Annotated in this window: 22 protein-coding genes and 2 tRNA genes; 7 read left to right on the forward strand and 17 right to left on the reverse strand. The window is 56.9% G+C overall.

Annotated elements, in window-relative coordinates:
* Positions 1-132: 132 nt before the first annotated feature.
* The 14 genes from rpsO to rlmE form a co-directional block, all read right to left on the reverse strand.
* Positions 133-402, reverse strand: a complete 270-nt coding sequence (rpsO, locus tag ACTG2U_RS08255; protein ID WP_005338797.1) for a 30S ribosomal protein S15 — start codon at positions 400-402, stop codon at positions 133-135.
* 144 nt (positions 403-546) lie between these two features.
* Positions 547-1,497, reverse strand: coding sequence for a tRNA pseudouridine(55) synthase TruB (gene truB, locus ACTG2U_RS08260; protein WP_005338798.1), 951 nt, complete (start codon positions 1,495-1,497; stop codon positions 547-549).
* A 1-nt stretch (position 1,498) separates the two neighbouring features.
* Entirely contained in the window at positions 1,499-1,936 is a 438-nt protein-coding gene (rbfA, locus tag ACTG2U_RS08265; protein WP_042060105.1) for a 30S ribosome-binding factor RbfA, read from the reverse strand.
* A 55-nt stretch (positions 1,937-1,991) separates the two neighbouring features.
* Positions 1,992-4,685, reverse strand: a complete 2,694-nt coding sequence (gene infB, locus ACTG2U_RS08270; RefSeq protein WP_005338806.1) for a translation initiation factor IF-2 — start codon at positions 4,683-4,685, stop codon at positions 1,992-1,994.
* Positions 4,686-4,705: 20 nt separating this feature from the next.
* Positions 4,706-6,208: a transcription termination factor NusA gene (nusA, locus tag ACTG2U_RS08275; protein ID WP_005338808.1), complete on the reverse strand. Its 1,503-nt coding sequence runs from the start codon at positions 6,206-6,208 to the stop codon at positions 4,706-4,708.
* A gap of 14 nt (positions 6,209-6,222) precedes the next feature.
* On the reverse strand, positions 6,223-6,681 hold the full coding sequence (rimP, locus tag ACTG2U_RS08280; RefSeq protein ID WP_005338809.1) for a ribosome maturation factor RimP: 459 nt from the start codon (positions 6,679-6,681) through the stop codon (positions 6,223-6,225).
* 166 nt (positions 6,682-6,847) lie between these two features.
* Positions 6,848-6,924: transfer RNA gene (locus ACTG2U_RS08285), tRNA-Met, on the reverse strand.
* A gap of 92 nt (positions 6,925-7,016) precedes the next feature.
* Positions 7,017-7,101, reverse strand: a tRNA-Leu gene (locus tag ACTG2U_RS08290).
* Positions 7,102-7,108: 7 nt separating this feature from the next.
* A complete protein-coding gene (gene secG, locus ACTG2U_RS08295) occupies positions 7,109-7,435 on the reverse strand; it encodes a preprotein translocase subunit SecG (RefSeq protein WP_005338811.1) in 327 nt (108 codons plus the stop codon).
* Entirely contained in the window at positions 7,436-8,200 is a 765-nt protein-coding gene (gene tpiA, locus ACTG2U_RS08300) for a triose-phosphate isomerase (protein WP_005349542.1), read from the reverse strand.
* Between the two features lie 131 nt (positions 8,201-8,331).
* A complete protein-coding gene (gene glmM / locus ACTG2U_RS08305; protein ID WP_139461165.1) occupies positions 8,332-9,666 on the reverse strand; it encodes a phosphoglucosamine mutase in 1,335 nt (444 codons plus the stop codon).
* A 15-nt stretch (positions 9,667-9,681) separates the two neighbouring features.
* Positions 9,682-10,527: a dihydropteroate synthase gene (gene folP, locus ACTG2U_RS08310; protein WP_439974339.1), complete on the reverse strand. Its 846-nt coding sequence runs from the start codon at positions 10,525-10,527 to the stop codon at positions 9,682-9,684.
* Positions 10,528-10,586: 59 nt separating this feature from the next.
* Positions 10,587-12,533: an ATP-dependent zinc metalloprotease FtsH gene (gene ftsH / locus ACTG2U_RS08315; RefSeq protein ID WP_005343537.1), complete on the reverse strand. Its 1,947-nt coding sequence runs from the start codon at positions 12,531-12,533 to the stop codon at positions 10,587-10,589.
* A 45-nt stretch (positions 12,534-12,578) separates the two neighbouring features.
* Positions 12,579-13,208, reverse strand: coding sequence for a 23S rRNA (uridine(2552)-2'-O)-methyltransferase RlmE (gene rlmE, locus ACTG2U_RS08320; protein WP_005338828.1), 630 nt, complete (start codon positions 13,206-13,208; stop codon positions 12,579-12,581).
* A gap of 97 nt (positions 13,209-13,305) precedes the next feature.
* On the opposite strand from rlmE, the gene yhbY reads away from it, so the two are divergent.
* Together yhbY and ACTG2U_RS08330 are read left to right on the forward strand one after the other, a co-directional pair.
* On the forward strand, positions 13,306-13,602 hold the full coding sequence (gene yhbY, locus ACTG2U_RS08325; protein WP_005338829.1) for a ribosome assembly RNA-binding protein YhbY: 297 nt from the start codon (positions 13,306-13,308) through the stop codon (positions 13,600-13,602).
* A gap of 103 nt (positions 13,603-13,705) precedes the next feature.
* Positions 13,706-14,287: a PilZ domain-containing protein gene (locus tag ACTG2U_RS08330; protein ID WP_265776122.1), complete on the forward strand. Its 582-nt coding sequence runs from the start codon at positions 13,706-13,708 to the stop codon at positions 14,285-14,287.
* A gap of 76 nt (positions 14,288-14,363) precedes the next feature.
* On the opposite strand, the gene greA is transcribed toward ACTG2U_RS08330, so the two are convergent.
* The 3 genes from greA to pomA all read right to left on the reverse strand — a co-directional run bounded on the left by greA (position 14,364) and on the right by pomA (position 16,654).
* The gene (gene greA / locus ACTG2U_RS08335) at positions 14,364-14,840 is read right to left on the reverse strand and encodes a transcription elongation factor GreA (protein ID WP_005343528.1); all 477 of its coding nucleotides are present in this window, start codon (positions 14,838-14,840) and stop codon (positions 14,364-14,366) included.
* Between the two features lie 156 nt (positions 14,841-14,996).
* A complete protein-coding gene (locus ACTG2U_RS08340) occupies positions 14,997-15,890 on the reverse strand; it encodes a flagellar motor protein MotB (RefSeq protein WP_005338834.1) in 894 nt (297 codons plus the stop codon).
* A 5-nt stretch (positions 15,891-15,895) separates the two neighbouring features.
* Positions 15,896-16,654, reverse strand: a complete 759-nt coding sequence (pomA, locus tag ACTG2U_RS08345; protein WP_005338837.1) for a flagellar motor protein PomA — start codon at positions 16,652-16,654, stop codon at positions 15,896-15,898.
* 211 nt (positions 16,655-16,865) lie between these two features.
* Here pomA and xseB point away from each other — a divergent pair, with 211 nt between their 5' ends.
* The 5 genes from xseB to panF all read left to right on the forward strand — a co-directional run bounded on the left by xseB (position 16,866) and on the right by panF (position 21,883).
* Entirely contained in the window at positions 16,866-17,117 is a 252-nt protein-coding gene (gene xseB, locus ACTG2U_RS08350) for an exodeoxyribonuclease VII small subunit (RefSeq protein WP_439974340.1), read from the forward strand.
* Positions 17,118-18,008 (forward strand): (2E,6E)-farnesyl diphosphate synthase, encoded by an 891-nt coding sequence (gene ispA, locus ACTG2U_RS08355; RefSeq protein WP_439974341.1) that lies wholly within the window; start codon positions 17,118-17,120, stop codon positions 18,006-18,008. It abuts the gene before it with no gap.
* A 21-nt stretch (positions 18,009-18,029) separates the two neighbouring features.
* The gene (gene dxs / locus ACTG2U_RS08360) at positions 18,030-19,898 is read left to right on the forward strand and encodes a 1-deoxy-D-xylulose-5-phosphate synthase (protein ID WP_439974342.1); all 1,869 of its coding nucleotides are present in this window, start codon (positions 18,030-18,032) and stop codon (positions 19,896-19,898) included.
* Between the two features lie 274 nt (positions 19,899-20,172).
* The gene (locus ACTG2U_RS08365) at positions 20,173-20,436 is read left to right on the forward strand and encodes a YhdT family protein (RefSeq protein ID WP_005349483.1); all 264 of its coding nucleotides are present in this window, start codon (positions 20,173-20,175) and stop codon (positions 20,434-20,436) included.
* Positions 20,426-21,883 (forward strand): sodium/pantothenate symporter, encoded by a 1,458-nt coding sequence (gene panF, locus ACTG2U_RS08370; RefSeq protein ID WP_439974343.1) that lies wholly within the window; start codon positions 20,426-20,428, stop codon positions 21,881-21,883. Before ACTG2U_RS08365 ends, panF begins: the two co-directional genes overlap by 11 nt.
* The last annotated feature ends 26 nt before the right edge of the window (positions 21,884-21,909 follow it).

Below are 21,909 nucleotides of genomic sequence, written 5' to 3' on the forward strand. Positions count from 1 at the left end.
CGCGCACAAGTATACTTGATTCGATGCAAAAGGTAAGCGGCGACGCGAATTCTGTGAGGCAGGCAACGGCTTGAAGAGCAATAAAAAAGGGGAACCTGACGGTTCCCCTTTTTCGCGAAATCTGATGGTCGATTAACGACGCAGACCCAGCTTGGCGATCAGAGCAGCATAACGCTCGGAATCTTTACGCTTCAGGTAGTCCAGCAGCTTACGACGCTGGGAAACCATGCGCAGCAGACCGCGACGACCGTGGTGGTCCTTGGAGTGCTCTTTGAAGTGACCTTGCAGATGGTTGATCTGGGCAGTCAGCAGGGCAACTTGCACTTCGGGGGAACCGGTGTCGTTGGCGCAACGAGCGTTGTCAGCAACGATTTGAGCTTTGATCTCAGCATTTAGAGACATGGTAATACTCCAGTAGAGTGTTTAAAGGTTCACAGCCAATCTCTAATTCAGCCGTGAAATGAGGGCGGTATCATAATCGCCCCCGCCCCTTTTCGCAACGATAAAGAGGCGAAACGGGAAAGACGCGCTGATACCGCCTGAGGATCACTCCTCGTCGTGATAACGCACCAGTCGCTTGGGAGCGACGCGGCCATCGTCATCAATCTCGCCAACCCCGATGAACTCGCGCTCCGGGCCGACCGTCATGCGAACCTGGCCGCTTTGCGGCGCACCCGCCACCTGCACGGCCTGGCCCTGATTCACATAGGCAGCCACAACCGCCAGCATGTTCACCTCGGGCAAGCTTGCTACGGCGGTATCCATCGGCAACAACAGCGGATCCAGCTGCTCGCGCGGCGGGATGCTCTCGGCCTTGGCCTGCTCGAAGATGCACTCGAGTTGCTCCAGGGTCAGCATACGCTCGTACGGATAGCTGGCCACCTGGGTACGGCGCAACTGGGTCACGTGGGCGCCACAGCCCAGCACTTCACCCAGATCATCCACCAGAGAGCGGATGTAGGTGCCCTTGCTGCAGTGCACTTCAAGGCGTACTTCATCACCTTCAAAGCTCAGCAGTTTGAGCTCGAATACGGTGATGGGACGGGCTTCTCGCTCGATCTCGATGCCTTCGCGGGCATATTCGTAGAGCGGACGGCCGTTGTGCTTGAGCGCGGAGTACATGGAGGGCACCTGCATGATGGGGCCGCGGAACTGGTCCAGCGCCTCGATCAGGGTACCGACAGCCACGTTCACCGGACGGGTGGAGACCACCTCACCGTCGGAGTCGCTGGTGTTGGTGCGCTCGCCCAGTTTGGCGGTCACCTCATAGCGTTTGTCCGCTTCCAGCAGATACTGGGAGAACTTGGTGGCCTCGCCAAGGCAGATCGGCAGCATGCCGGTCGCCAGCGGATCCAGTGCGCCGGTGTGACCGGCCTTGGCGGCATTGTAGATGCGCTTGACCTTCTGCAACACATCGTTGGAGGTCAGGCCGGTCGGCTTGTCCAGCAGCAGAATGCCGTGCACATCACGGCCCTTGAAACGACGTCTTCGGGTCATCTCAGGCTTTATCCTCAGTCGTGTCATCCGGTGCGGATTCAGCTTCTTCGTCACGGCCGGATTCGGCCATGCGGCGCTTGTCTTCACGCACAGTGTTGGTCACCAGGTTGGAGAGACGCATCCCCTCGACCAGGGTCTGGTCGTAGTAGAAACGCAGCTCGGGCACCACGCGCAGACGCATGGCACTGCCCAGCAGACTACGGATATATCCGGCTGCTTCGGTCAGACCCAGCAAGCCTTCCTTGATGCGCTCGGCATCATTTTCCAGCTGCAAGAAGGTGACGTAAATTTTGGCATAGTTGAGGTCACGGGACACTTCCACATCGGAAACGGTCACCATGCCGATGCGCGGGTCTTTCACCTCGCGCTGCAGGATCAGCGCAATTTCACGCTGGATCTGCTGTCCGACCCGACGGGTCCGGCTGAATTCTCTGGCCATATTCTATCCTGCGATAAAAGGGGGCCGCGGCCCCCTATTTTGTCTAACTCTCGGCTTACAGAGTCCGTTGGATTTCAACAGTCTCGTAAACTTCGATCTGGTCGCCTTCGCGCACGTCGTTGTAGTTCTTGACCGCGATACCACACTCGTAGCCGTTGCGAACTTCGTTGACGTCATCCTTGAAGCGGCGCAGGGATTCCAGCTCACCTTCATAGATAACCACGTTGTCACGCAGAACGCGGATACGGTTGGAACGCTTGACCACACCTTCGGTAACCATACAGCCGGCAACGGCGCCGAACTTCGGAGACTTGAAGACGCTACGCACTTCAGCCAGACCGATGATTTCCTGACGATACTCAGGGGCCAGCTTGCCGCTCATGGCCTGCTTCACTTCGTCGATCAGGTCATAGATGACGGAGTAGTAACGCAGATCCAGGCTCTCGGATTCGATGACCTTGCGCGCAGATGCGTCGGCACGGACGTTGAAACCAACCAGGATGGCGCTGGAAGCAGCAGCCAGGGTCGCGTCGGTTTCGGTGATACCACCTACGCCGGAACCCACGATCTTCACCTTCACTTCGTCGGTGGAGAGTTTGACCAGCGCATCGCAGATCGCTTCCACAGAACCTTGTACGTCGGCCTTGATCACCACGTTCACTTCGGACACTTCGCCCTCGGTCATGTTGGCGAACATGTTTTCCAGCTTGGCCTTCTGCTGGCGAGCCAGCTTGACTTCGCGGAACTTGCCCTGACGATAGAGCGCCACTTCACGGGCTTTCTTCTCGTCACGGACAACGGTGGCTTCGTCACCGGCAGAGGGAACGCCGGACAGACCCAGAATTTCCACTGGCAGGGACGGACCCGCTTCCTTGATCTCGCGACCCAGTTCGTCACGCATGGCGCGAACACGGCCGTACTCGAGACCACACAGAACGATGTCGCCCTGACGCAGAGTACCTTCTTGTACCAGTACGGTAGCAACCGGACCACGACCTTTATCCAGGAAGGATTCGATCACGACGCCGTTGGCCATACCGTCAACCACCGCTTTCAGCTCCAGTACTTCGGCCTGGATCAGGATGGCTTCCAGCAGGTCGTCGATGCCTTCGCCGGACTTGGCGGACACGTGCACGAACTGGCAGTCTCCACCCCAATCTTCGGACATGACGTTGTAACGGGCCAGTTCGGTCTTGACGCGATCCGGATCCGCTTCCGGCTTGTCGATCTTGTTGACCGCAACAACCAGCGGCACACCGGCAGCCTTGGCGTGCTGGATAGCTTCGATGGTTTGCGGCATCACGCCGTCGTCAGCTGCAACAACCAGAACAACGATATCGGTCGCCTTGGCACCACGAGCACGCATGGAGGTAAACGCCGCGTGACCCGGGGTATCCAGGAAGGTGATCATGCCACTGTCAGTCTGGACGTGGTAAGCACCGATATGCTGGGTAATACCACCGGCTTCGCCAGCAGCAACCTTGGCTTTACGAATGTAGTCGAGCAGCGAGGTCTTACCGTGGTCAACGTGACCCATGATGGTAACGACCGGTGCGCGCGGCTTGGCTTCGGAGGTCTCGTCACGATCGGACAGTACCGCCTCTTCCAGCTCGTTCTCACGACGCAACACAACCTTGTGACCCATCTCCTCGGCGACCAGCTGAGCGGTCTCCTGATCGATCACCTGGTTGATGGTGGCCATGGCACCCATCTTCATCATCACCTTGATGACTTCAACGCCCTTGACGGCCATCTTGTTGGCCAGCTCGGCCACAGTGATGGTCTCGCCGATGACGACGTCGCGGTTCACCACGGCAGCCGGCTTGTTGAAGCCGTGCTTCATGGCGTTCGGCATGGCGACCTTGCCGCGCTTGCCTTTGCGGGCACGCGGGTTGCGAGAGTCGCGATCATCTTCACGACGACCGGCTTTCTTCGGTGCCTTGGCAGCTGCGGCAGTGCGGCGGCTGGTCTCTTCTTTCCGATCCAACTCGTCTTCTGCGGCTTGCGCATGCTTGTTGGTGGTCAGATGGTAGTCGCTGCTCTCTTTGGCGCGAGCGGCCTCTTCTTCAGCCCAGCGGGCTGCGTTCTGTTCCGCCATGAGACGAGCCTCTTCGGCTTTCTTCGCGGCGAGTTCTTCAGCTTTTTTCAAAGCTGTTTGTTCCTGTTGGCGCTTCAGTTCTTCTGCTTCGCGCTTGGCCATCTTTTCTGCCTCTTGCTGAGCTGTGCTACTGGCTGCTTTGGCGGGCTGTGAAGCCTGTCGAGCCTTTGATTGTGCCTCGATCCGCGCCTTTTCCTCAGCTTCACGACGAGCTTGCTCAGCCTCACGGCGAGCCTTCTCTTCAGCTTCGAGACGGGCCTTCTCTTCGGCCTCGCGACGAGCTTTTTCTTCTGCTTCCAAACGCGCTGTTTCCTCGGCTTCCGCCTGACGCTGTTCATCTTCCAGCGCCGAGCGTCTTACATAGGTGCGAGACTTGCGCACTTCTACCTGCACTTCCTTGTTCTTGCCGCCAGTCCCCTGAACACTGATGGTGCTCTTGGTCTTGCGCTGCAAGGTCATGCGGGCAGGAGCGGCGACCTCGTCACCTCCATGCTGTTTCTTCAGGTGTGCCAGCAGAGCCTGTTTCTCAGACTCGCTGACCATGTCGTCGGCCTTGCTCTTGCTGATACCGGCATCGACAAACTGCTGGAGAAGACGATCAACCGGTGTGTCGATGTCAGTGGCAAGTTGTTTGACTGATACTTCTGCCATTCATTTTCCTCCGTTTGATCTTACTCGGACTGCTCTTCTCCGAACCAACAGATATTGCGAGCAGCCATAATGAGCTCACCTGCCTTCTCGGCAGTCAGCCCTTCAATATCAGCAAGGTCATCGATACCTTGCTCAGCCAAATCTTCCAGGGTGCCCACGCCACGGCCCGCCAGAGCGTAAGCCAGTTCGCGGCTCAGACCGTTCAGATTGAGCAGCTCTTCGGACGGCTCAACGCCATCGAAAGACTCTTCTTTGGCCAGTGCCTTGGTAGTCAGGGCATCTTTGGCGCGCTTGCGCAGCTCTTCGACCATGTCTTCATCCAGACCGTCGATAGCCAGCAGCTCGTTGACCGGTACAAAGGCGATCTCTTCCAGGGTAGAGAAGCCCTCTTCCATCAGCAGCCCGGCGAAATCGTCGTCGATATCCAGGGTGCTGGTGAACAGGTTCATGATGCGGTCGTTTTCGGCCTGGTGCTTGGCACGCATGTCCTCAACGGTCATCACGTTCAGCTCCCAACCGGTCAGCTGGGATGCCAGACGCACGTTCTGACCATTGCGACCGATGGCCTGAGCCAGGTTGGCAGCTTCCACGGCGATATCCATGGTGTGGTTGTCTTCATCAACGATGATGGAGGCCACATCGGCAGGTGCCATGGCATTGATCACGTACTGGGCCGGGTTGTCATCGTACAGCACGATATCGGCGCGCTCACCGCTCAGCTCGGCGGAGACAGCTTGCACACGGGCACCGCGCATGCCGATACAAGCACCAATCGGGTCGATACGACGATCGTTGGTCTTCACCGCGATCTTGGCGCGGGAACCCGGATCACGGGCAGCGCCCATGATTTCGATCATCTCTTCACCGATCTCCGGTACTTCGATACGGAACAGCTCTTTCAGGAAGTCCGGGCTGGAACGGCTGACAAACAGCTGGGAACCACGGGCTTCCGGACGCACTGCATACAGCAGGCCACGGACACGGTCGCCCGGGCGGAAGGTTTCACGCGGCAGCATGTCATCACGGAAGATCACGGCTTCAGCATTGCTGCCCAGATCCAGGATGACGTTGTCGCGGTTGCTCTTCTTGACCACACCACTGATGATGGTGCCTTCTTTATCTTTAAACTGATCAACTACTTGTGAACGCTCGGCTTCGCGTACTTTTTGCACGATAACCTGCTTGGCGGTCTGGGTAGTGATACGGTCGAAGGTTACAGAGTCGATCTGGTCTTCAACATACTCACCGATCTGGATTTCCGGCTGATCGATCTGCGCCGCTTCCAGGGTGATTTCAGCATAGGGGTTCTCCATCGCGGCTTGATCCGCAATGACTACCCAGCGGCGATAAGTGTCGTAGTCACCGGTCTTGCGATCGATTTCGACCCGAACTTCAATCTCGCCTTCATATTTCTTCTTGGTCGCAGTCGCCAGCGCGGTTTCCAGAGCCTGGAAGATCTTCTCACGGGGTACCGCTTTCTCGTTGGATACTGCGTCAACGACCAGCAAAATCTCTTTATTCATATCCGATAGCCTCGTTAACCAAAGTTCGGCACTATGTTCGCTTTTTGGATATTGGTGAAAGCCAACACGTCGTCCTTACCATCTACTGTCAGGGTGATCATGTCGCCTTGCACAGCTTTGATTACGCCTTTGAACTTGCGGCGGTTGTTTGTTGCCATCCGAAGCGTTACCGCCGCCTCTTGGCCAACGTATTTTTCGAAATGGGCAACCTTGAACAGGGGACGATCCAGGCCGGGGGAGGATACCTCGAGGTAATACTCCTCGGTGATGGGATCTTCGACGTCCATGATGGCGCCAACCTGATGGCTGACCTCAGCACAGTTCTCGACAGTCACACCCTGCTCGCCGTCGATATAGACACGCAAGGTGGAGTGTTTACCCGCACGGATAAACTCAATACCCCAAAGTTCAAAACCCAAGGCAACGACCGGAGCCTCGAGCAGATCGGTCAAACGTTGTTCCAACGTAGCCAAAGTCACCCTCCGAAAAACAAAAAAAGGGCATAAAGCCCAGATAGATATCGATTCAGAGTAAATTGCACATAACAAAAAGCCCCGATGTCAAATCGGGGCTTGGCGCTTTACCCTGATTGTCGCCTCGCAGCGACCGCCTTCCTGAGCGTAGGAAATGCGTGAAATTTGGTTGCGGGGGCCGGATTTGAACCGACGACCTTCGGGTTATGAGCCCGACGAGCTACCATGCTGCTCCACCCCGCGTCCGAAATCGTGCGAGATTATAGCCACTTCACTCTCTCGATACAAGACTGACTGGCTATAATACACTCGGTTTCCCGAGCTCACTGCTTAATTGGTGCCGTGGGCGGGACTCGAACCCGCACACCCTAGAGCACTACCCCCTCAAGATAGCGTGTCTACCAATTCCACCACCACGGCAAAACTCTTACTCGGGAACGTCAGTATCTTTCTTCACTGGCGCTTTGGTCTGCTCAACCTGTTGGGTTTGTTGCAGATTTTCCCACTCACTACCCTGCTTTACCTTATTGCTGGACATAGATCCTAGCACCAGGCTGATAACGAAAAACAGAGTAGCCAAAATTGCTGTTGTTCGGGTCAGGAAACTGCCTGAACCACCGGAGCCGAATACTGTGTTCGATGCCCCTGCGCCGAAGGAGGCGCCCATATCAGCCCCTTTACCTTGCTGAATCATCACCAGACCAATCAGAGCCAGTGAAACCAGCAGATAAACGACTAAAAGAATCTCGTACATTTAACTTGCACCCTTTGCCGCTTCAACAATTCCTAAAAACGCATCGCTATCGAGGCTTGCTCCGCCAATCAGTCCGCCATCGATGTCGGGCTGTGCAAACAAATCTCTCGCGTTGCTCGGCGTTACGCTCCCACCATAGATGATTCTAACTTTCTCACCTATTACCGGAGTATCCTCCGCCAAGCGACCACGTATAAACGAATGAACCTCTTGTGCCTGCTCGGGTGTGGCGCATTTACCTGTACCTACAGCCCAAATCGGCTCGTAGGCGATGATAGCATTATCGAAAGCCATCGCGCCATTTTTCTCTATGACGATATCCAGTTCTTCAGCGATCACCTCGAAGGCTCTTCTCGCCTGCCTCGCCGCACCTGATTCACCTAAACAGAGGATGGGAATCAAGCCTGCCGCTCTGGCTGCCGCAAACTTCTCTGCGACGATAAAACTGGTCTCACCAAAGAGACGCCTGCGCTCGGAGTGCCCTACCAATACGTAACGACACCCTGCCTCAACCAGCATCTGACACGAGATTTCTCCGGTGTAAGCGCCAGTAGCGTGCTGACTCACATTCTGAGCCCCCAACTTTATTACTTTCTGCTCGTTGAGCAGTGAAGCGGTAAAGTCGAGATGCACATGGGAAGGACAGAGAACCACATCTACTTTTCCGTCAACGCCCTTCAGGCACTGACTCGTAAACTGCTCTAACTGCGACCTACTACCGTGCAACTTCCAGTTGGCTGCTACAAACGGCTTGCGATGTCCCATCGGCAACTCCCTTGCGAAAGCGGGGCTGATAATATCCAGAGGATGCTCAGCTGACAAGTGCTATTTTTAAATTTTTGAATCGTTTGAACAAGATACAACCAGGGCGACTAAAAAGCCGCCCCGACTGTTCATTAAAACGCCGATTCAACCTGCTTGGCGATGCGCTGAGCCATGTCACGCACCTGCTGTTCATGCTCCCCTTCGACCATGACCCGGATCAGCGGCTCGGTACCTGATTTGCGCAACAGTACGCGACCACGACCAGCCAGCTCCTGTTCCACCTTGGCAACCTCAGCCATGACAGAATCAGCGGCCAGCGGATCCTTGCCTTCGGCAAAGCGAACATTCACCAGCACCTGCGGGAACTTGCTCATGCCGGAGCGCAGCTTGGCAAGCGGCATCTCGGCACTGCGCATGGCGGTAAGCACCTGCAAGGCGGCTACGATGCCATCACCCGTAGTGGTCTGATCCAGACAGATAATGTGGCCGGAGTTCTCACCACCGATGCGCCAGCCCTTCTCTTCCATCATCTCCAGCACATAGCGGTCACCCACCTTGGCACGGGCAAACGGGATGCCCAGGGTTTGCAGCGCCAGCTCCAGACCCATGTTGGCCATCAGGGTGCCGACGACACCGCCTTTGAGGCGACCATTGCGCAGGGCATCGCGCGCGATGATATAGAGCACTTCATCACCGTCAATGAGATAGCCGGTATGGTCGACCATGATCAGACGGTCACCATCACCATCAAAGGCAACCCCCAGATCGGCCTTGCACTCCAGCACCTTGGCAACCAGTGCGTCAGGCGCAGTCGAGCCGACACCATCGTTGATGTTGAGACCATCCGGGGCACAGCCCATGGTGATCACTTCGGCACCCAGCTCGCGGAAAACCGAAGGCGCAATGTGATAAGTCGCCCCGTGGCCACAGTCGACCACCATTTTTACCCCATCCAGATTCATGTGGGAGGGGAAGGTGCTCTTGCAGAATTCGATATAGCGACCGGCGGCATCATCAATGCGCACCGCTTTGCCAAGTTCGGCCGACTCGACACACTTGAGCTCGTGATCCAGCTCGGCTTCGATAGCCAGCTCGACATCATCAGGCAGTTTGGTGCCATCGGCGGAGAAGAACTTGATGCCGTTGTCGTAGAAGGGGTTGTGGGAAGCGCTGATGACGATGCCAGCTTCGGCACGGAAAGTGCGAGTCAGGTAGGCAACCGCCGGCGTGGGCATGGGTCCCATCAGAATGGCCTTGAGGCCTGCCGCAGAGAGCCCCGCTTCCAGCGCGGATTCCAGCATGTAACCGGAGATGCGGGTATCTTTGCCAATCAGCACCTTTTTGGTGCCCTTCTTGGAGAGCACTTTGCCGGCAGCCCAACCCAATTTCATTACAAAATCAGGGGTGATCGGGTATTCGCCAACCTTGCCGCGCACACCATCGGTACCGAAATACTTTCTTGCCATTGTCTGTTCTCTTTATTATCTGGAAATAAAATCTTGTCCCGTCATTGCCAGCCAACCGACGCGCAATGCGTCCATGGTCTCCCGTACATCGTGTACCCTGATGATGCGGGCCCCATGCTGCATGCCGATAAGGGCGCATGCCAGACTGCCCGCCAGACGCTCATCCACCGGACGGCCCAGCAGGTTGCCTATCATAGACTTTCGCGACATCCCCACCAATAGCGGCAAGCCATAATCAAGCAGTTCCTTTTGAGCCGCCAACAGCTGATAGTTGTGTGCAAGGGTTTTGCCAAAGCCATATCCCGGATCCAGCAACAGCTCTTCACGACGGATCCCGACCGCCAAGCAAGCCGCAATACGCTCATCAAAGAAGGCGCGTACCTCCCCGATCAGGTCGTCATAGTGCGGCTCGACCTGCATGGTTCTCGGCTGCCCCTGCATATGCATTAGACAGACCGGAACCCGCGCTTCGGCCGCGGCTTGCAGTGCTCTAGGTGCTTGCAGTGCCCGCACATCGTTGATCAGATGGGCTCCCGCCTTGCAACCCTCCCGCATCACAGCCGCTTTAGAGGTATCGAGGGAGATCATCACATCCAGCTCACGGGCCATCTGCTCCACGACAGGAATGACCCTGTCCAGCTCCTCCTGCTCGCTCACATCGGGCGCACCAGGGCGGGTTGACTCGCCACCGATGTCGATGAGGGTCGCACCGTCAGAGACCATCTGGCGCGCATGGGCCATTGCCCGTCCAAACTGGTTGAAATTACCGCCATCAGAGAAGGAGTCGGGCGTCACATTGAGGATCCCCATCACATGGGGACGATCGAGGGAGAGGCTGAGCCCCTTGCTGGTTAACTGCATTTTCACGTCCATCTGATAAAGAAAAACCCCGGGCAAGCCCGGGGTTTGGAGAGTCACGATTATTTGGCCGGAGCATCGTTGGCTTTGTCGATAGTGACATCCGCCACCGGTGCAGCCTCATCGGCAGGCTTGGCCTCGGCAGCCACGGTGGAACCGCCTTGCGGGGTATCACCGTGCTCGTCATGCCAGTTGCTCGGAGCACGTACCTCGCGACGTGCCATCAGATCATCGATCTGTTTGGCGTCGATGGTCTCGTACTTCATCAGCGCATCTTTCATGCTGTGCAACACGTCCATGTTATCCAGCAGGATCTGCTTGGAACGGGCGTAGTTGCGATCAATGACCTGCTTGACCTCTGCATCGATAACGCGAGCGGTATCGTCGGACATGTGCTTGGCCTTGGCCATGCTACGACCGAGGAACACCTCGCCATCTTCTTCCGCATATAGCATCGGGCCGAGACGCTCGGACATACCCCACTGGGTCACCATCTTTCGTGCAATGTCAGTCGCCCGCTCGATATCGTTGGACGCGCCGGTCGATACCTTCTCGGCACCGTAGATCAGCTCTTCTGCCAGACGACCGCCATACAGACTGGAGATCATCGACTCCAGATGCTGCTTGGAGTGGCTCCAGCGATCCTGCTCCGGCAGATACATGGTCACACCCAGCGCACGACCACGCGGAATGATGGAGACCTTGTAAACCGGGTCATGATCCGGAACCAGACGACCAATGATGGCGTGACCGGCTTCGTGATACGCCGTCATCTCCTTCTCGGACTCTTTCATCACCATGGAGCGACGTTCCGCACCCATCATGATCTTGTCCTTGGCCTTCTCGAACTCGGCCATAGAGACCACACGGCGACTTTCGCGAGCTGAGAAGAGCGCAGCTTCGTTTACCAGGTTGGCAAGGTCAGCACCGGAGAAACCGGGGGTACCACGAGCAATCAGTGCCGGGTTGACGTCATCCGCCAACGGAACTTTGCGCATGTGCACTTTCAGGATCTGCTCGCGACCACGGACATCCGGCAGACCGACCACCACCTGACGGTCGAAACGGCCCGGACGCAGCAGTGCCGGATCCAGTACGTCAGGACGGTTGGTGGCTGCGATGACGATAATGCCTTCATTGCCTTCAAAACCATCCATTTCGACCAACATCTGGTTAAGGGTCTGCTCACGTTCATCGTGACCACCACCCAGACCGGCGCCACGCTGACGACCGACCGCATCAATTTCATCGATGAAGATGATGCAGGGGGAAGATTTCTTGGCCTGTTCGAACATGTCACGCACCCGTGAGGCACCGACACCGACGAACATCTCCACGAAATCGGAACCGGAGATGGTGAAGAACGGCACCTTGGCCTCGCCCGCAATGGCCTTGGCCAGCAAGGTCTTACCGGTACCGGGAGGACCAACCAGCAGCACACCGGTCGGGATCTTGCCACCCAGTTTCTGGAATTTGCTCGGGTCGCGCAGATAGTCGACCAGCTCCTTCACCTCTTCCTTGGCTTCATCACAACCTGCAACGTCAGCAAAGGTAGTCTTGATCTGATCTTCGCTCATCAGGCGAGCCTTGCTCTTGCCGAACGACATGGCACCTTTGCCACCGCCGCCCTGCATCTGACGCATGAAGAAGACCCAGACACCGATCAGCAGCAGCATCGGGAACCAGGAGATGAAGATAGAGGTCAACAGAGACGGCTCTTCCGGCTTCTCGCCCATCACTTTGACATTGTGATTGAGCATGTCGTTGAGCAGCTGGGGATCCGGCGCAGGTATGATGGTGGTGAATCGTTCACCAGTACGCTTGACGCCATTAATGACCTTACCGTCCATCCGCACTTCACGGATCTGCTCTTGGGTCACCTCTTTAACGAAGCTGGAATAGTCCAGCTGGCGACTGGTGGTATCGCTGGGGCTGAAGCTATTGAACACCGACATCAAAACGACGGCGATGACCAGCCACAGGATTAAGTTTTTCGCCATGTCACTCAAATCAGTAACCTCGCAGACTGACAGTTAACGATGAAGGTTAGGGTACTACAGTTTAAAACCGGTAGCCACAATGTAGACTTCCCGTGATCTGGCGCGGGATGAGTCTGGTTTACGAATTTTGACAGCGGAGAAAAGTTTACGAATTTCATTGAGATAGGCATCAAAGCCCTCTCCCTGAAACACCTTCACCACGAAACTGCCGTCACTACGCAATACCTGATTGCACATGTCCAGCGCCAGCTCGACCAGATACATGGCGCGAGCCTGATCCACCTGCTGGGTACCGCTCATGTTGGGCGCCATATCAGACATCACGACATCGACCTTGTCGGGGCCCACTCGTTCCAGCAAGGCGCCGAGTACAGTTTCCTCCCGAAAGTCCCCTTGCAGGAAATCGACACCAGCAATGGGATCCATCGGCAAAATGTCACATGCGATGACGCGACCCGAATCACCAACCTGTTCAACCGCGAACTGGGACCAACCACCGGGGGCAGCTCCCAAATCCACTACGGTCATGCCATGTTTCAGCAAGCGATCCTTGCCCTGGATCTCGTCAATCTTGAAAACAGCACGAGAACGCAGGCCCATTTTCTGGGCTTTTTTGACGTATTGATCGTCGAAATGTTCTTTTAACCAGCGAGTTGAACTGGGGGAACGTTTTTTCTGGGTCATGATAATCGACTTTAAAAAACCACAAGGGTTATTAGTATTAAGGGCTAAGTGGGGGTAGAATACGCCCCTTTCAACCCTGACTTATGAAGAAATTGCGATGATTCTCAACAATAAACAGAAACAGTACCTCAAGGGCCTTGCCCATAGCCTCAAGCCTGTCGTCCTGCTGGGTCAGCATGGTCTGACCGAAGGTGTACTGGCCGAGATCGATCTGGCACTGAACCATCACGAGCTGATCAAGGTTAAGGTTGCCTCTGAAGATCGCGAAATGAAACAACTGGTTATGGATGCTATCGTCCGTGAAACCGGTTCAATCAAGGTGCAAAGCATGGGTCATGTGCTGACCATTTATCGTCAAGCCAACGAACCCAAAATCCAGCTGCCCCGCAAGTAAAAGGAAAGAGCATCGCTCTTTCCTTATTCCACTTCTTCCCGAGTCGCTTGCCAAAGTAGTCGCAAAGCCCTTAACCTGCGATGAATACTTCCGGACACGCATTATGGCTCACCATCCTATTCTGACCGACGATGAGCTGGCCATGCTGCGGGACTTGGGGAGCAATCAGGACACCCATGTTCTGAGTGGTCACCTCGATACCCCCATGCTTGGCTTGCTGCAAAAAGCCGAACACCTTGTACTCGAAGCCCGCTTCGCAGACCATCAGCTGCGTTTTCCCCTGAGCTTTACCCAAGGGGAAGATGGCTTCGTCGAGCCCCGCTTATCTGCACCGGTCATCAGGGAGCTGGGGTTTGCCCAACCGCGCGCCTGGCGTCTCACCCAAAAAGCCAAGCTATGCAGCGAACTGGGCCTGTTTCAGGTACTCAGCCTCTCCCTCAACGGCCTCATCGTGGAAAATTTGCCAACCGACATGGTGGCCGATACCCCCATCAACGGCGAGCTCTGCATCGAGCAAGAGGCCCCTCTTCCACTGCAGGGACGACTGGTAAGGCGCATCAAAGCCAATGCCGACCATGCCACCTGGGCACTGAGCTTTCAAATGAGCGAGAGCAACATCGAACGGCTGCGCCATTGGTTGTTTCAGCGTCATCAGGACGCCTTTACCGAGGCGTATCTGTCCTGATTTTTATCAATAATCATATAGATAAAGACAAACAGGGGAGCGCTAGCCCCCCTGTTTCATCATCTGTAGCATTCGCTTAGATATAAGCGACTTCCAGTACTTCGTATTCCACATCGCCAGCAGGGGTCTTGACGATTGCGACATCGTCCACTTCCTTGCCAATCAGGGCGCGAGCAATGGGAGAGTTGACAGAGATGAGGTTCTGTTTGATATCAGCCTCATCGTCACCCACGATGCGGTAGACCACCTCTTCCTCTGTCTCGCTCTTGAGCAGAGTCACAGTCGCGCCAAAAATCACGCGGCCGTTGTTGGTCATCTTGGTGACATCGATCACCTGCGCATTGGAGAGCTTGGCTTCAATCTCCTGAATGCGGCCTTCACAGAACCCCTGCTGCTCGCGAGCGGCATGGTATTCGGCGTTTTCCTTCAGATCGCCGTGCTCACGGGCATCGGCAATCGCTTCGATAATCTGGGGACGAAGCTCGGTCTTGAGATAATCGAGCTCTTCGCGCAGCTTCTCAGCGCCGCGAACAGTCATCGGAGTATGATTCATAGTCGAAACCTGGGTTGCTTGAAAATAGAAACTGCGGCCATCTGCAAGGAGGCCGCAGCAATCGGTTCGGATGAGGCATCTTAATATGAAGCCAACACAAAATCCACGTCAGCCCCCTGATGCAGATCCCACTTGCGTCATCGGCATTCCCTTCGCTTACTTCCCTTCCGGTACGGAAATGGGGGACGAAACGGTCGGTTTGCCCTGCATGATGGCGATCTCCACCCGCCGGTTCATCCGACGATTTTCCGGGGTGGTATTGGGCACCAATGGTTGGGAGTCCGCCATCCCCTGCACAACCAGTCGCCCCTGATCAAAACCGGGGACCTTCAGCATCTGGTGCGCCACCGCCACCGCCCGTTGCGACGACAGCTCCCAGTTGGACTGGAACAGCTCATCTTCGGTCGCCACGTTGTCGGTGTGACCGGAGATGGTGATTTCACCCGGCACATCCTTGAGCAGGGTCGCGACCTTGCGAATGACCGGCCAGAACTGGGGCTGCAGAAATGCCGAACCGGCCGGGAACGACGCTTTTTCCCTGATCCGGATGATGATCTGCTGACCCAGCGCCTCAATTTCGATGGCGCCATCCTGGATCTGATCTTTCATCTGCTCGGCGAGGGCTTTGGCCAGGGTATTGGACTGTTCTTGCGCCTTCTTCGCATCCTGCGCGGTATCGCCCCCCGTCTGTTTGCCATCACTCTTGTCCTGACCACCTGCTTGATCCGCCTCACCGGGCAGAAACTCCAGTTCGGTCTGAGTCATATCGATGGTCTGCTGCATCACAGTATCAATCGGCGTGGGCTCAGGGCGACCCGGCCTGAACTCCTGGGCAATCACCGAGGTTCCCTTGGGAATATCTTTCACCTCAAGGATGTTCTGCACTCCAAAGGCATTCTTCATAGAGCCCGCGATCTGCTTGAACTTGAGTACGTCCATCTCGGCAAAAGAGAGCAGCAGCACGAAGAAGCACATCAGCAGCGACATCAAGTCGGCAAAGGTGCCCATATAGGCAGGAAGACCGGGGGGGGGGCATTTGCAATCAGACATGGTGCCTACTCCGCGCCGGTATTGCGTTTGGACTGGCTCAGATAGTTCTGCAGCATGGACTGGATCACCCGCGGGTTCTGGCCATCCTGAATCCCCATAATGGCATCAAGGATCAGGGTACGACTGAGCTTCTCCTCCCCGCTGCGCAGCTCCAGCTTGTCAGCAATCGGAATAGCGATCATGTTGGCCTCAATCGCTCCGTACAGGGTGGTAAGCAAGGCCACCGCCATTGCCGGACCGATCGATTTGGGGTCACTCATATTTGACAACATGGCCACCAGGCCCACCAACGTACCTATCATCCCCATGGCTGGGCCCAGATCCCCAAGGGTACGGAAGACCTTGATGGCAATGACATGGCGCTCGGCTGTCAGGTCGATATCCTTTTCCATCACGGCACGCACCACTTCGGCATCGTGACCATCCACCAGCATGTCGATCCCTTTCTTCATAAATGCATTGGGGATCTCTGCGGCCTCCAGCGCCAAAAAGCCGCCTTTGCGAGCCGCGTCAGCCAGTTCAACGGCTTTGGCGATCAGGTCGTCGAGCTTGTCGCCCTTGTACATAAAGGCTTTGCCCGCCACCTTGAAAGCCAGAAAAAACTGCCCGATATTGAACTTCATCATGGCGATGAAGATTGAGCCAAGAATAGTGATATAGACCGATGGCATATCGATAAACATGCTCAACGAGCCACCAAGGATCATGCCGTAAATCACGACACCGAATCCTAAAACGATACCTAACAAGCTCCCTAGATCCACGTCCCTACTCCTGTCACCGGTTCTTATGCCTAATTATAGTTTGTTGAATTTTCTGCTATTGCGACCCTAGCGGCAAGCATGCATCCACTGAGAATGATGGCTCATTATCGGCCAGTTTAGCGAGAGTTTGAGGGGGCAATGCTTTTCTGCCTCCCCCCTGTGGACGGTCGATGTTAATATAAGCCGTTTTTTTCAATCCCCGAGGATGGACATGGCCAGTAAAAAAATCGACCGTCTGAGTTTTGATGCCACTCTGGAAGAGCTGGAAACCATCGTTCATCAGCTGGAACAAGGTTCCCTACCCCTGGAAGAGGCACTCAAGCAGTTCGAGCAGGGCGTTCATCTGGTACGGGCCGGTCAGCAGAAGCTGGAACTGGCCGAACAGAAGATCCAGATCCTGCTCAGTCAAGGCGATGGCAGTGACCAGCTCGCCCCCTTCCAGCCAGAACAAGGAGAGGAGTGAGTGGCGCTGGACCATTTTTCCCGTCTGCATCGTCAGCGTATTGACGACTGTCTGTCAGCACAACTTGAATCCTTGCCCCCCATGGCACCGCGCCTGCGCGATGCCATGAGTTATGGCCTGCTGCTGGGCGGCAAGCGGGTTCGCCCGTTTCTGGTCTACGCGGTCGGCGAGATGCTGGGCGTCAAAAGCGAACTGCTGGATGGCCCCGCGGCTGCCGTGGAGTGCATCCACGCCTACTCCCTGCTGCACGATGACCTGCCCGCCATGGATAACGACGACCTGCGTCGTGGTCAGCCAACCGTTCACAAGGCGTTTGACGAAGGAACCGCCATTCTGGCCGGTGATGCGCTGCAGACCCTGGCGTTCTCCATTCTGGCCGATCACCCCATGCCCGACTCCTTGATGGCCAACCGGGTGCGGATGCTGAGTACCCTCGCCCGCGCCTCCGGCTATCTCGGTATGTGTGGTGGTCAAGCGCTGGATCTGCAGGCCGAAGGGCGCCAGATCACGCTTGCCGAACTGGAGCAGGTACACCGCCACAAGACCGGTGCGCTGATTGAATGCGCCGTGGCGCTCGGCGCCCTGTGCAAAGCCGATGTCGATGACGCCACGCTGGCTGCCCTGCAAACCTATGCCGCCGCGATTGGCCTCGCCTTTCAGGTGCAGGATGACATCCTCGACATCACAGGTGATACCGTCACCTTGGGCAAGCCGCAAGGTTCTGACCTGGCGCTGGAGAAAAGTACCTATCCGGCCCTGCTCGGACTCGAAAATGCCCGTGAGCTGGCTCGCGAACTGCATGGGAAAGCCTTAACAGCCCTGCAATCCTTGCCCTACAATACCGACATTCTGGAAGCGTTTGCCGATTACATCATCGAGCGAACCCACTAAACGCTGGATAACAGTAACAATATGAGCGTTGATATTAGCAATTTCCCCAACCTGGCCCTCGCGGACACTCCGGTCGAGCTGCGTTCCTTGCCCAAAGATCGGCTGCCGGTGCTGTGCAACGAGCTGCGCGAATATCTGCTGCGCTCTGTCAGCCGCTCCAGCGGACACTTTGCCTCCGGTCTCGGCACGGTCGAACTGACCGTCGCCCTGCACTACGTCTACAACACCCCGTTCGATCGGCTGATCTGGGATGTGGGCCATCAGGCCTATCCCCACAAGATCCTGACCGGGCGCCGTGACCAGATCCACACCATCCGGCAGAAGGATGGCCTGCACCCCTTCCCCTGGCGTGGCGAGAGCGAGTACGACGTGCTCTCCGTTGGCCACTCCAGCACCTCCATCGGTGCCGCCCTTGGCATGGCGGTCGCCGCCGAGAGCGAAGGGCTGGGTCGCAAGGTCGTTGCAGTGATCGGTGATGGTGCCATTACCGCAGGGATGGCCTTTGAAGCGCTCAACCACGCTGGCGATGTCCATAAAGACATGCTGGTGATCCTCAACGACAACGAGATGTCCATCTCCGAGAATGTCGGGGCGCTGAACAACCATCTGGCCCGGGTCATGTCCGGCAAGCTCTACACCACCATCCGCGAAGGCGGCAAGAAGGTGCTGGCGGGGCTGCCGCCGGTCAAGGAACTGGCCAAGCGGGCTGAAGAGCACCTCAAGGGGATGGTGGTACCCGGTACCCTGTTCGAGGAGTTCGGCTTCAACTATATCGGCCCCATCGACGGTCACGATATCGAGGCACTGGTCGAGACCCTGCGCAACATGCGCAACCTCAAGGGCCCGCAACTGCTGCACGTCAAAACCAAGAAGGGCAAGGGTTACGAGCCGGCGGAGAAAGACCCCATCGGTTATCACGCCGTGCCCAAGTTCAATCCGGACGAGTGCGCCCTGCCCAAGGCGAGCAGTGCCAAACCCACCTTCTCCGCCATCTTTGGCCAGTGGCTGTGCGACATTGCTGCCAAAGACGAGAAGCTGGTCGGCATCACCCCTGCCATGCGCGAAGGCTCCGGTCTGGTGAAATTCAGCCAGCAATATCCGGATCGCTACTTCGATGTGGCGATTGCCGAGCAACATGCGGTCACTTTCGCCGCCGGTCTTGCCATCGCCGACAAGAAGCCGGTGGTCGCCATCTATTCGAGCTTCCTGCAGCGCGCCTACGATCAGGTGATCCACGACGTAGCGCTGCAAGATCTGCCGGTGCTATTCGCCATCGACCGGGCCGGTCTGGTGGGCGCCGATGGCCCGACCCATCAGGGGGCGTTCGACATCAGCTTCCTGCGCACCGTGCCCAACATGGTGGTGATGACGCCATCTGATGAGAATGAGTGCCGCCAGATGCTCTATACCGGCTATCTCCATCAGGGCCCTGCCGCCGTGCGTTACCCGCGCGGCAGCAGCCTGAGCGATGCGCCCATCTCGTCAGAGATGCAGACACTGGCGCTTGGCAAGGGACGTATCCTGCGAGAGGGCAAGGGCACTGCCATTCTGGCGTTTGGCACCTTGCTGCACCACGCGAAAGCGGCCGCCGAAGCACTGGATGCCACCTTGGTGGACATGCGCTTTGTCAAACCGATGGATGAGGCGCTGGTGCTGTCGCTGGCGGCCAGCCACGATCACTTCGTCACAATCGAAGACAACGCCATCATGGGCGGCGCCGGTTCGGCGGTGAACGAACTGCTGATGCGCAGCAAGCAGTGCAAGCCGGTGCTCAACCTCGGCCTGCCGGATCGCTTCGTGGAACAGGGCACCCAGCAGGAGATCTATGCCCTGCTCGGTCTGGACGATGCAGGCATCCAGCGCAGTATCGAAACCTGGCTGCAAACCTGAGTAGATCGCCATCGCATCTAACTGGGGGGGGGGCCGAGCCCCCTTTTCTTTGCTGAACAGAACAATGGGTGACTGCAATGTAATTGCCCTGATGACTCAACCTGAGCCACATTTAACGCCCCTGTGAAAAATATTAAAATCTGAAAGCAATCTATTGGTTTCAGATTTTTTCACATCAGATAAATCAGTTCATGACCTCCTAAGGGCTCAACATTAATGGCGACATGGCCCTTTTTTGTTATCCTTGCGCCCCTCAAATTTGTCGGAGGCCAAGGTGAACCGTTTTGCTCTCGCCCGCCGGGAAGCAGCTTTCTGCCTGCTGCTGACCCTGTTCTACTTCTTTGCCTGGTATGGCACCGCCTATTTTATCCCGCTCCAGCTGGAGTTGTGGGGGCTGCCGCTATGGTTCCTGCTCAGTTGCATGGTGATGCCGCTGCTGTTCATTCTGCTCTGCGCCCTGATGGTGAACCGGCTGTTTGTGGAGATCCCCCTCGATACCCACTCCCCTTCCGGCAAGGAGTCATCCCATGAATCTTGAGTTGATGCTGCCGCTCGTCATCTATCTGGTGCTGGTGCTGGGGGTGGGTTTCTGGGCCAGCCGCCATCGCGCAGAAGGCAACTTCGTGCAGGAGTACTTCATCGGCAACCGCAGCATGGGCGGGCTGGTGCTGGCGATGACGCTAGTGGCCACCTACACCTCGGCCTCCTCCTTTATCGGTGGGCCGGGTGCGGCCTACAAGATCGGTCTGGGCTGGGTGTTGCTGGCGATGATCCAGCTGCCCACCGTCTGGCTCACTCTGGGAGTGCTTGGCAAGAAGTTCGCCATCATCGCCCGCCGGGTCAATGCGGTGACCATCAACGACATGCTGTGGGCCCGCTACCAGAGCAAGGCGGTGGTGATCCTCGGCTCCATTACTATCATCCTCGCCTTTATCGCGACCATGGTGGTGCAATTCATCGGCGGCGCCCGCCTGCTGGAGACCGCTACCGGCCTCTCCTACCAGCAGGGGTTGATGCTGTTTGCCAGCTGCGTGCTGCTCTACACCATCATCGGCGGCTTTCGCGCGGTGGTGATGACTGATGCCCTGCAGGGGATCATTATGCTGATCGGCACCGGCGCCTTGCTGGCGGGGATTTTGATTGCCGGTGACGGCCTGCCGAACCTCATCCACCAGCTCAGGGAGATCGACCCCAAGCTGGTGAGCCCGCAGGGGGCCGGCGACATGCTGACCCAGCCCTTTATGCTGAGCTTCTGGATCTTGGTCTGTGTCGGGGTGGTGGGGCTGCCCCACTCGGCGCTGCGCTGCTTTGGCTATCGCGACAGCAAGGCGCTCCATCGCGGCATTCTGATCGGTACTGTGGTCAGCGCCCTGCTGATGTTTGGCATGCATCTGGCGGGCGCCCTTGGCCGCGCCATCCTGCCCGGCATGGACAGCCCGGACAAGATCATGCCCTCCCTGATGATGGAAGTGCTGCCCCCCTGGCTGGCCGGGGTCTTTCTGGCGGCGCCGATGGCGGCCATCATGTCCACCATCGACTCCCAGCTGATCCAGGCTTCCGCCACTCTGGTGAAAGATCTCTACCTCAACTATCTCAATCCAAAGCAGGAGAAGCTGGAGGTGCGCATTCCGCGTCTCTCCCTGCTCTGTACCCTGATCTTGGGCACCCTGGTGCTGCTGGCGGCGCTGCAACCCCCCGAGATGATCATCTGGCTCAACCTGCTCGCCTTTGGCGGTCTGCAGGCGGTGTTCCTCTGGCCACTGGTGCTCGGCCTCTACTGGTCGCGGGCCAACGGCCCGGGCGCACTGGCCAGCATGGTCAGCGGCATCGTCAGCTATGGGGTACTGAGTCAGTGGGGGATCAAGCTGGCTGGCCTGCACGCCATCGTGCCAAGCCTTACACTGGCGCTGGTGGTCTTTATCACGGTCAGCCTGCTGTCGGCACCGCCCTCGCGGGAAGTGCGCGAGCTTTTCGGGCAGAAATAATAAAAATATAAATTAGGGGTTCCAAA

The organism is Aeromonas sp. 95A (assembly GCF_051919235.1).
Classification (GTDB): domain Bacteria; phylum Pseudomonadota; class Gammaproteobacteria; order Enterobacterales; family Aeromonadaceae; genus Aeromonas; species Aeromonas veronii.

Coding starts and splice junctions, on each gene's coding strand:
- rpsO (WP_005338797.1), bottom strand. CDS start 402: ATGTCTCTAAATGCTGAGATCAAAGCTCAAATCGTTGCTGACAACGCT.
- truB (WP_005338798.1), bottom strand. CDS start 1,497: ATGACCCGAAGACGTCGTTTCAAGGGCCGTGATGTGCACGGCATTCTG.
- rbfA (WP_042060105.1), bottom strand. CDS start 1,936: ATGGCCAGAGAATTCAGCCGGACCCGTCGGGTCGGACAGCAGATCCAG.
- infB (WP_005338806.1), bottom strand. CDS start 4,685: ATGGCAGAAGTATCAGTCAAACAACTTGCCACTGACATCGACACACCG.
- nusA (WP_005338808.1), bottom strand. CDS start 6,208: ATGAATAAAGAGATTTTGCTGGTCGTTGACGCAGTATCCAACGAGAAA.
- secG (WP_005338811.1), bottom strand. CDS start 7,435: ATGTACGAGATTCTTTTAGTCGTTTATCTGCTGGTTTCACTGGCTCTG.
- tpiA (WP_005349542.1), bottom strand. CDS start 8,200: ATGGGACATCGCAAGCCGTTTGTAGCAGCCAACTGGAAGTTGCACGGT.
- glmM (WP_139461165.1), bottom strand. CDS start 9,666: ATGGCAAGAAAGTATTTCGGTACCGATGGTGTGCGCGGCAAGGTTGGC.
- folP (WP_439974339.1), bottom strand. CDS start 10,527: ATGCAGTTAACCAGCAAGGGGCTCAGCCTCTCCCTCGATCGTCCCCAT.
- rlmE (WP_005338828.1), bottom strand. CDS start 13,208: ATGACCCAGAAAAAACGTTCCCCCAGTTCAACTCGCTGGTTAAAAGAA.
- yhbY (WP_005338829.1), top strand. CDS start 13,306: ATGATTCTCAACAATAAACAGAAACAGTACCTCAAGGGCCTTGCCCAT.
- ACTG2U_RS08330 (WP_265776122.1), top strand. CDS start 13,706: ATGGCTCACCATCCTATTCTGACCGACGATGAGCTGGCCATGCTGCGG.
- greA (WP_005343528.1), bottom strand. CDS start 14,840: ATGAATCATACTCCGATGACTGTTCGCGGCGCTGAGAAGCTGCGCGAA.
- ACTG2U_RS08340 (WP_005338834.1), bottom strand. CDS start 15,890: ATGTCTGATTGCAAATGCCCCCCCCCCGGTCTTCCTGCCTATATGGGC.
- xseB (WP_439974340.1), top strand. CDS start 16,866: ATGGCCAGTAAAAAAATCGACCGTCTGAGTTTTGATGCCACTCTGGAA.
- dxs (WP_439974342.1), top strand. CDS start 18,030: ATGAGCGTTGATATTAGCAATTTCCCCAACCTGGCCCTCGCGGACACT.
- panF (WP_439974343.1), top strand. CDS start 20,426: ATGAATCTTGAGTTGATGCTGCCGCTCGTCATCTATCTGGTGCTGGTG.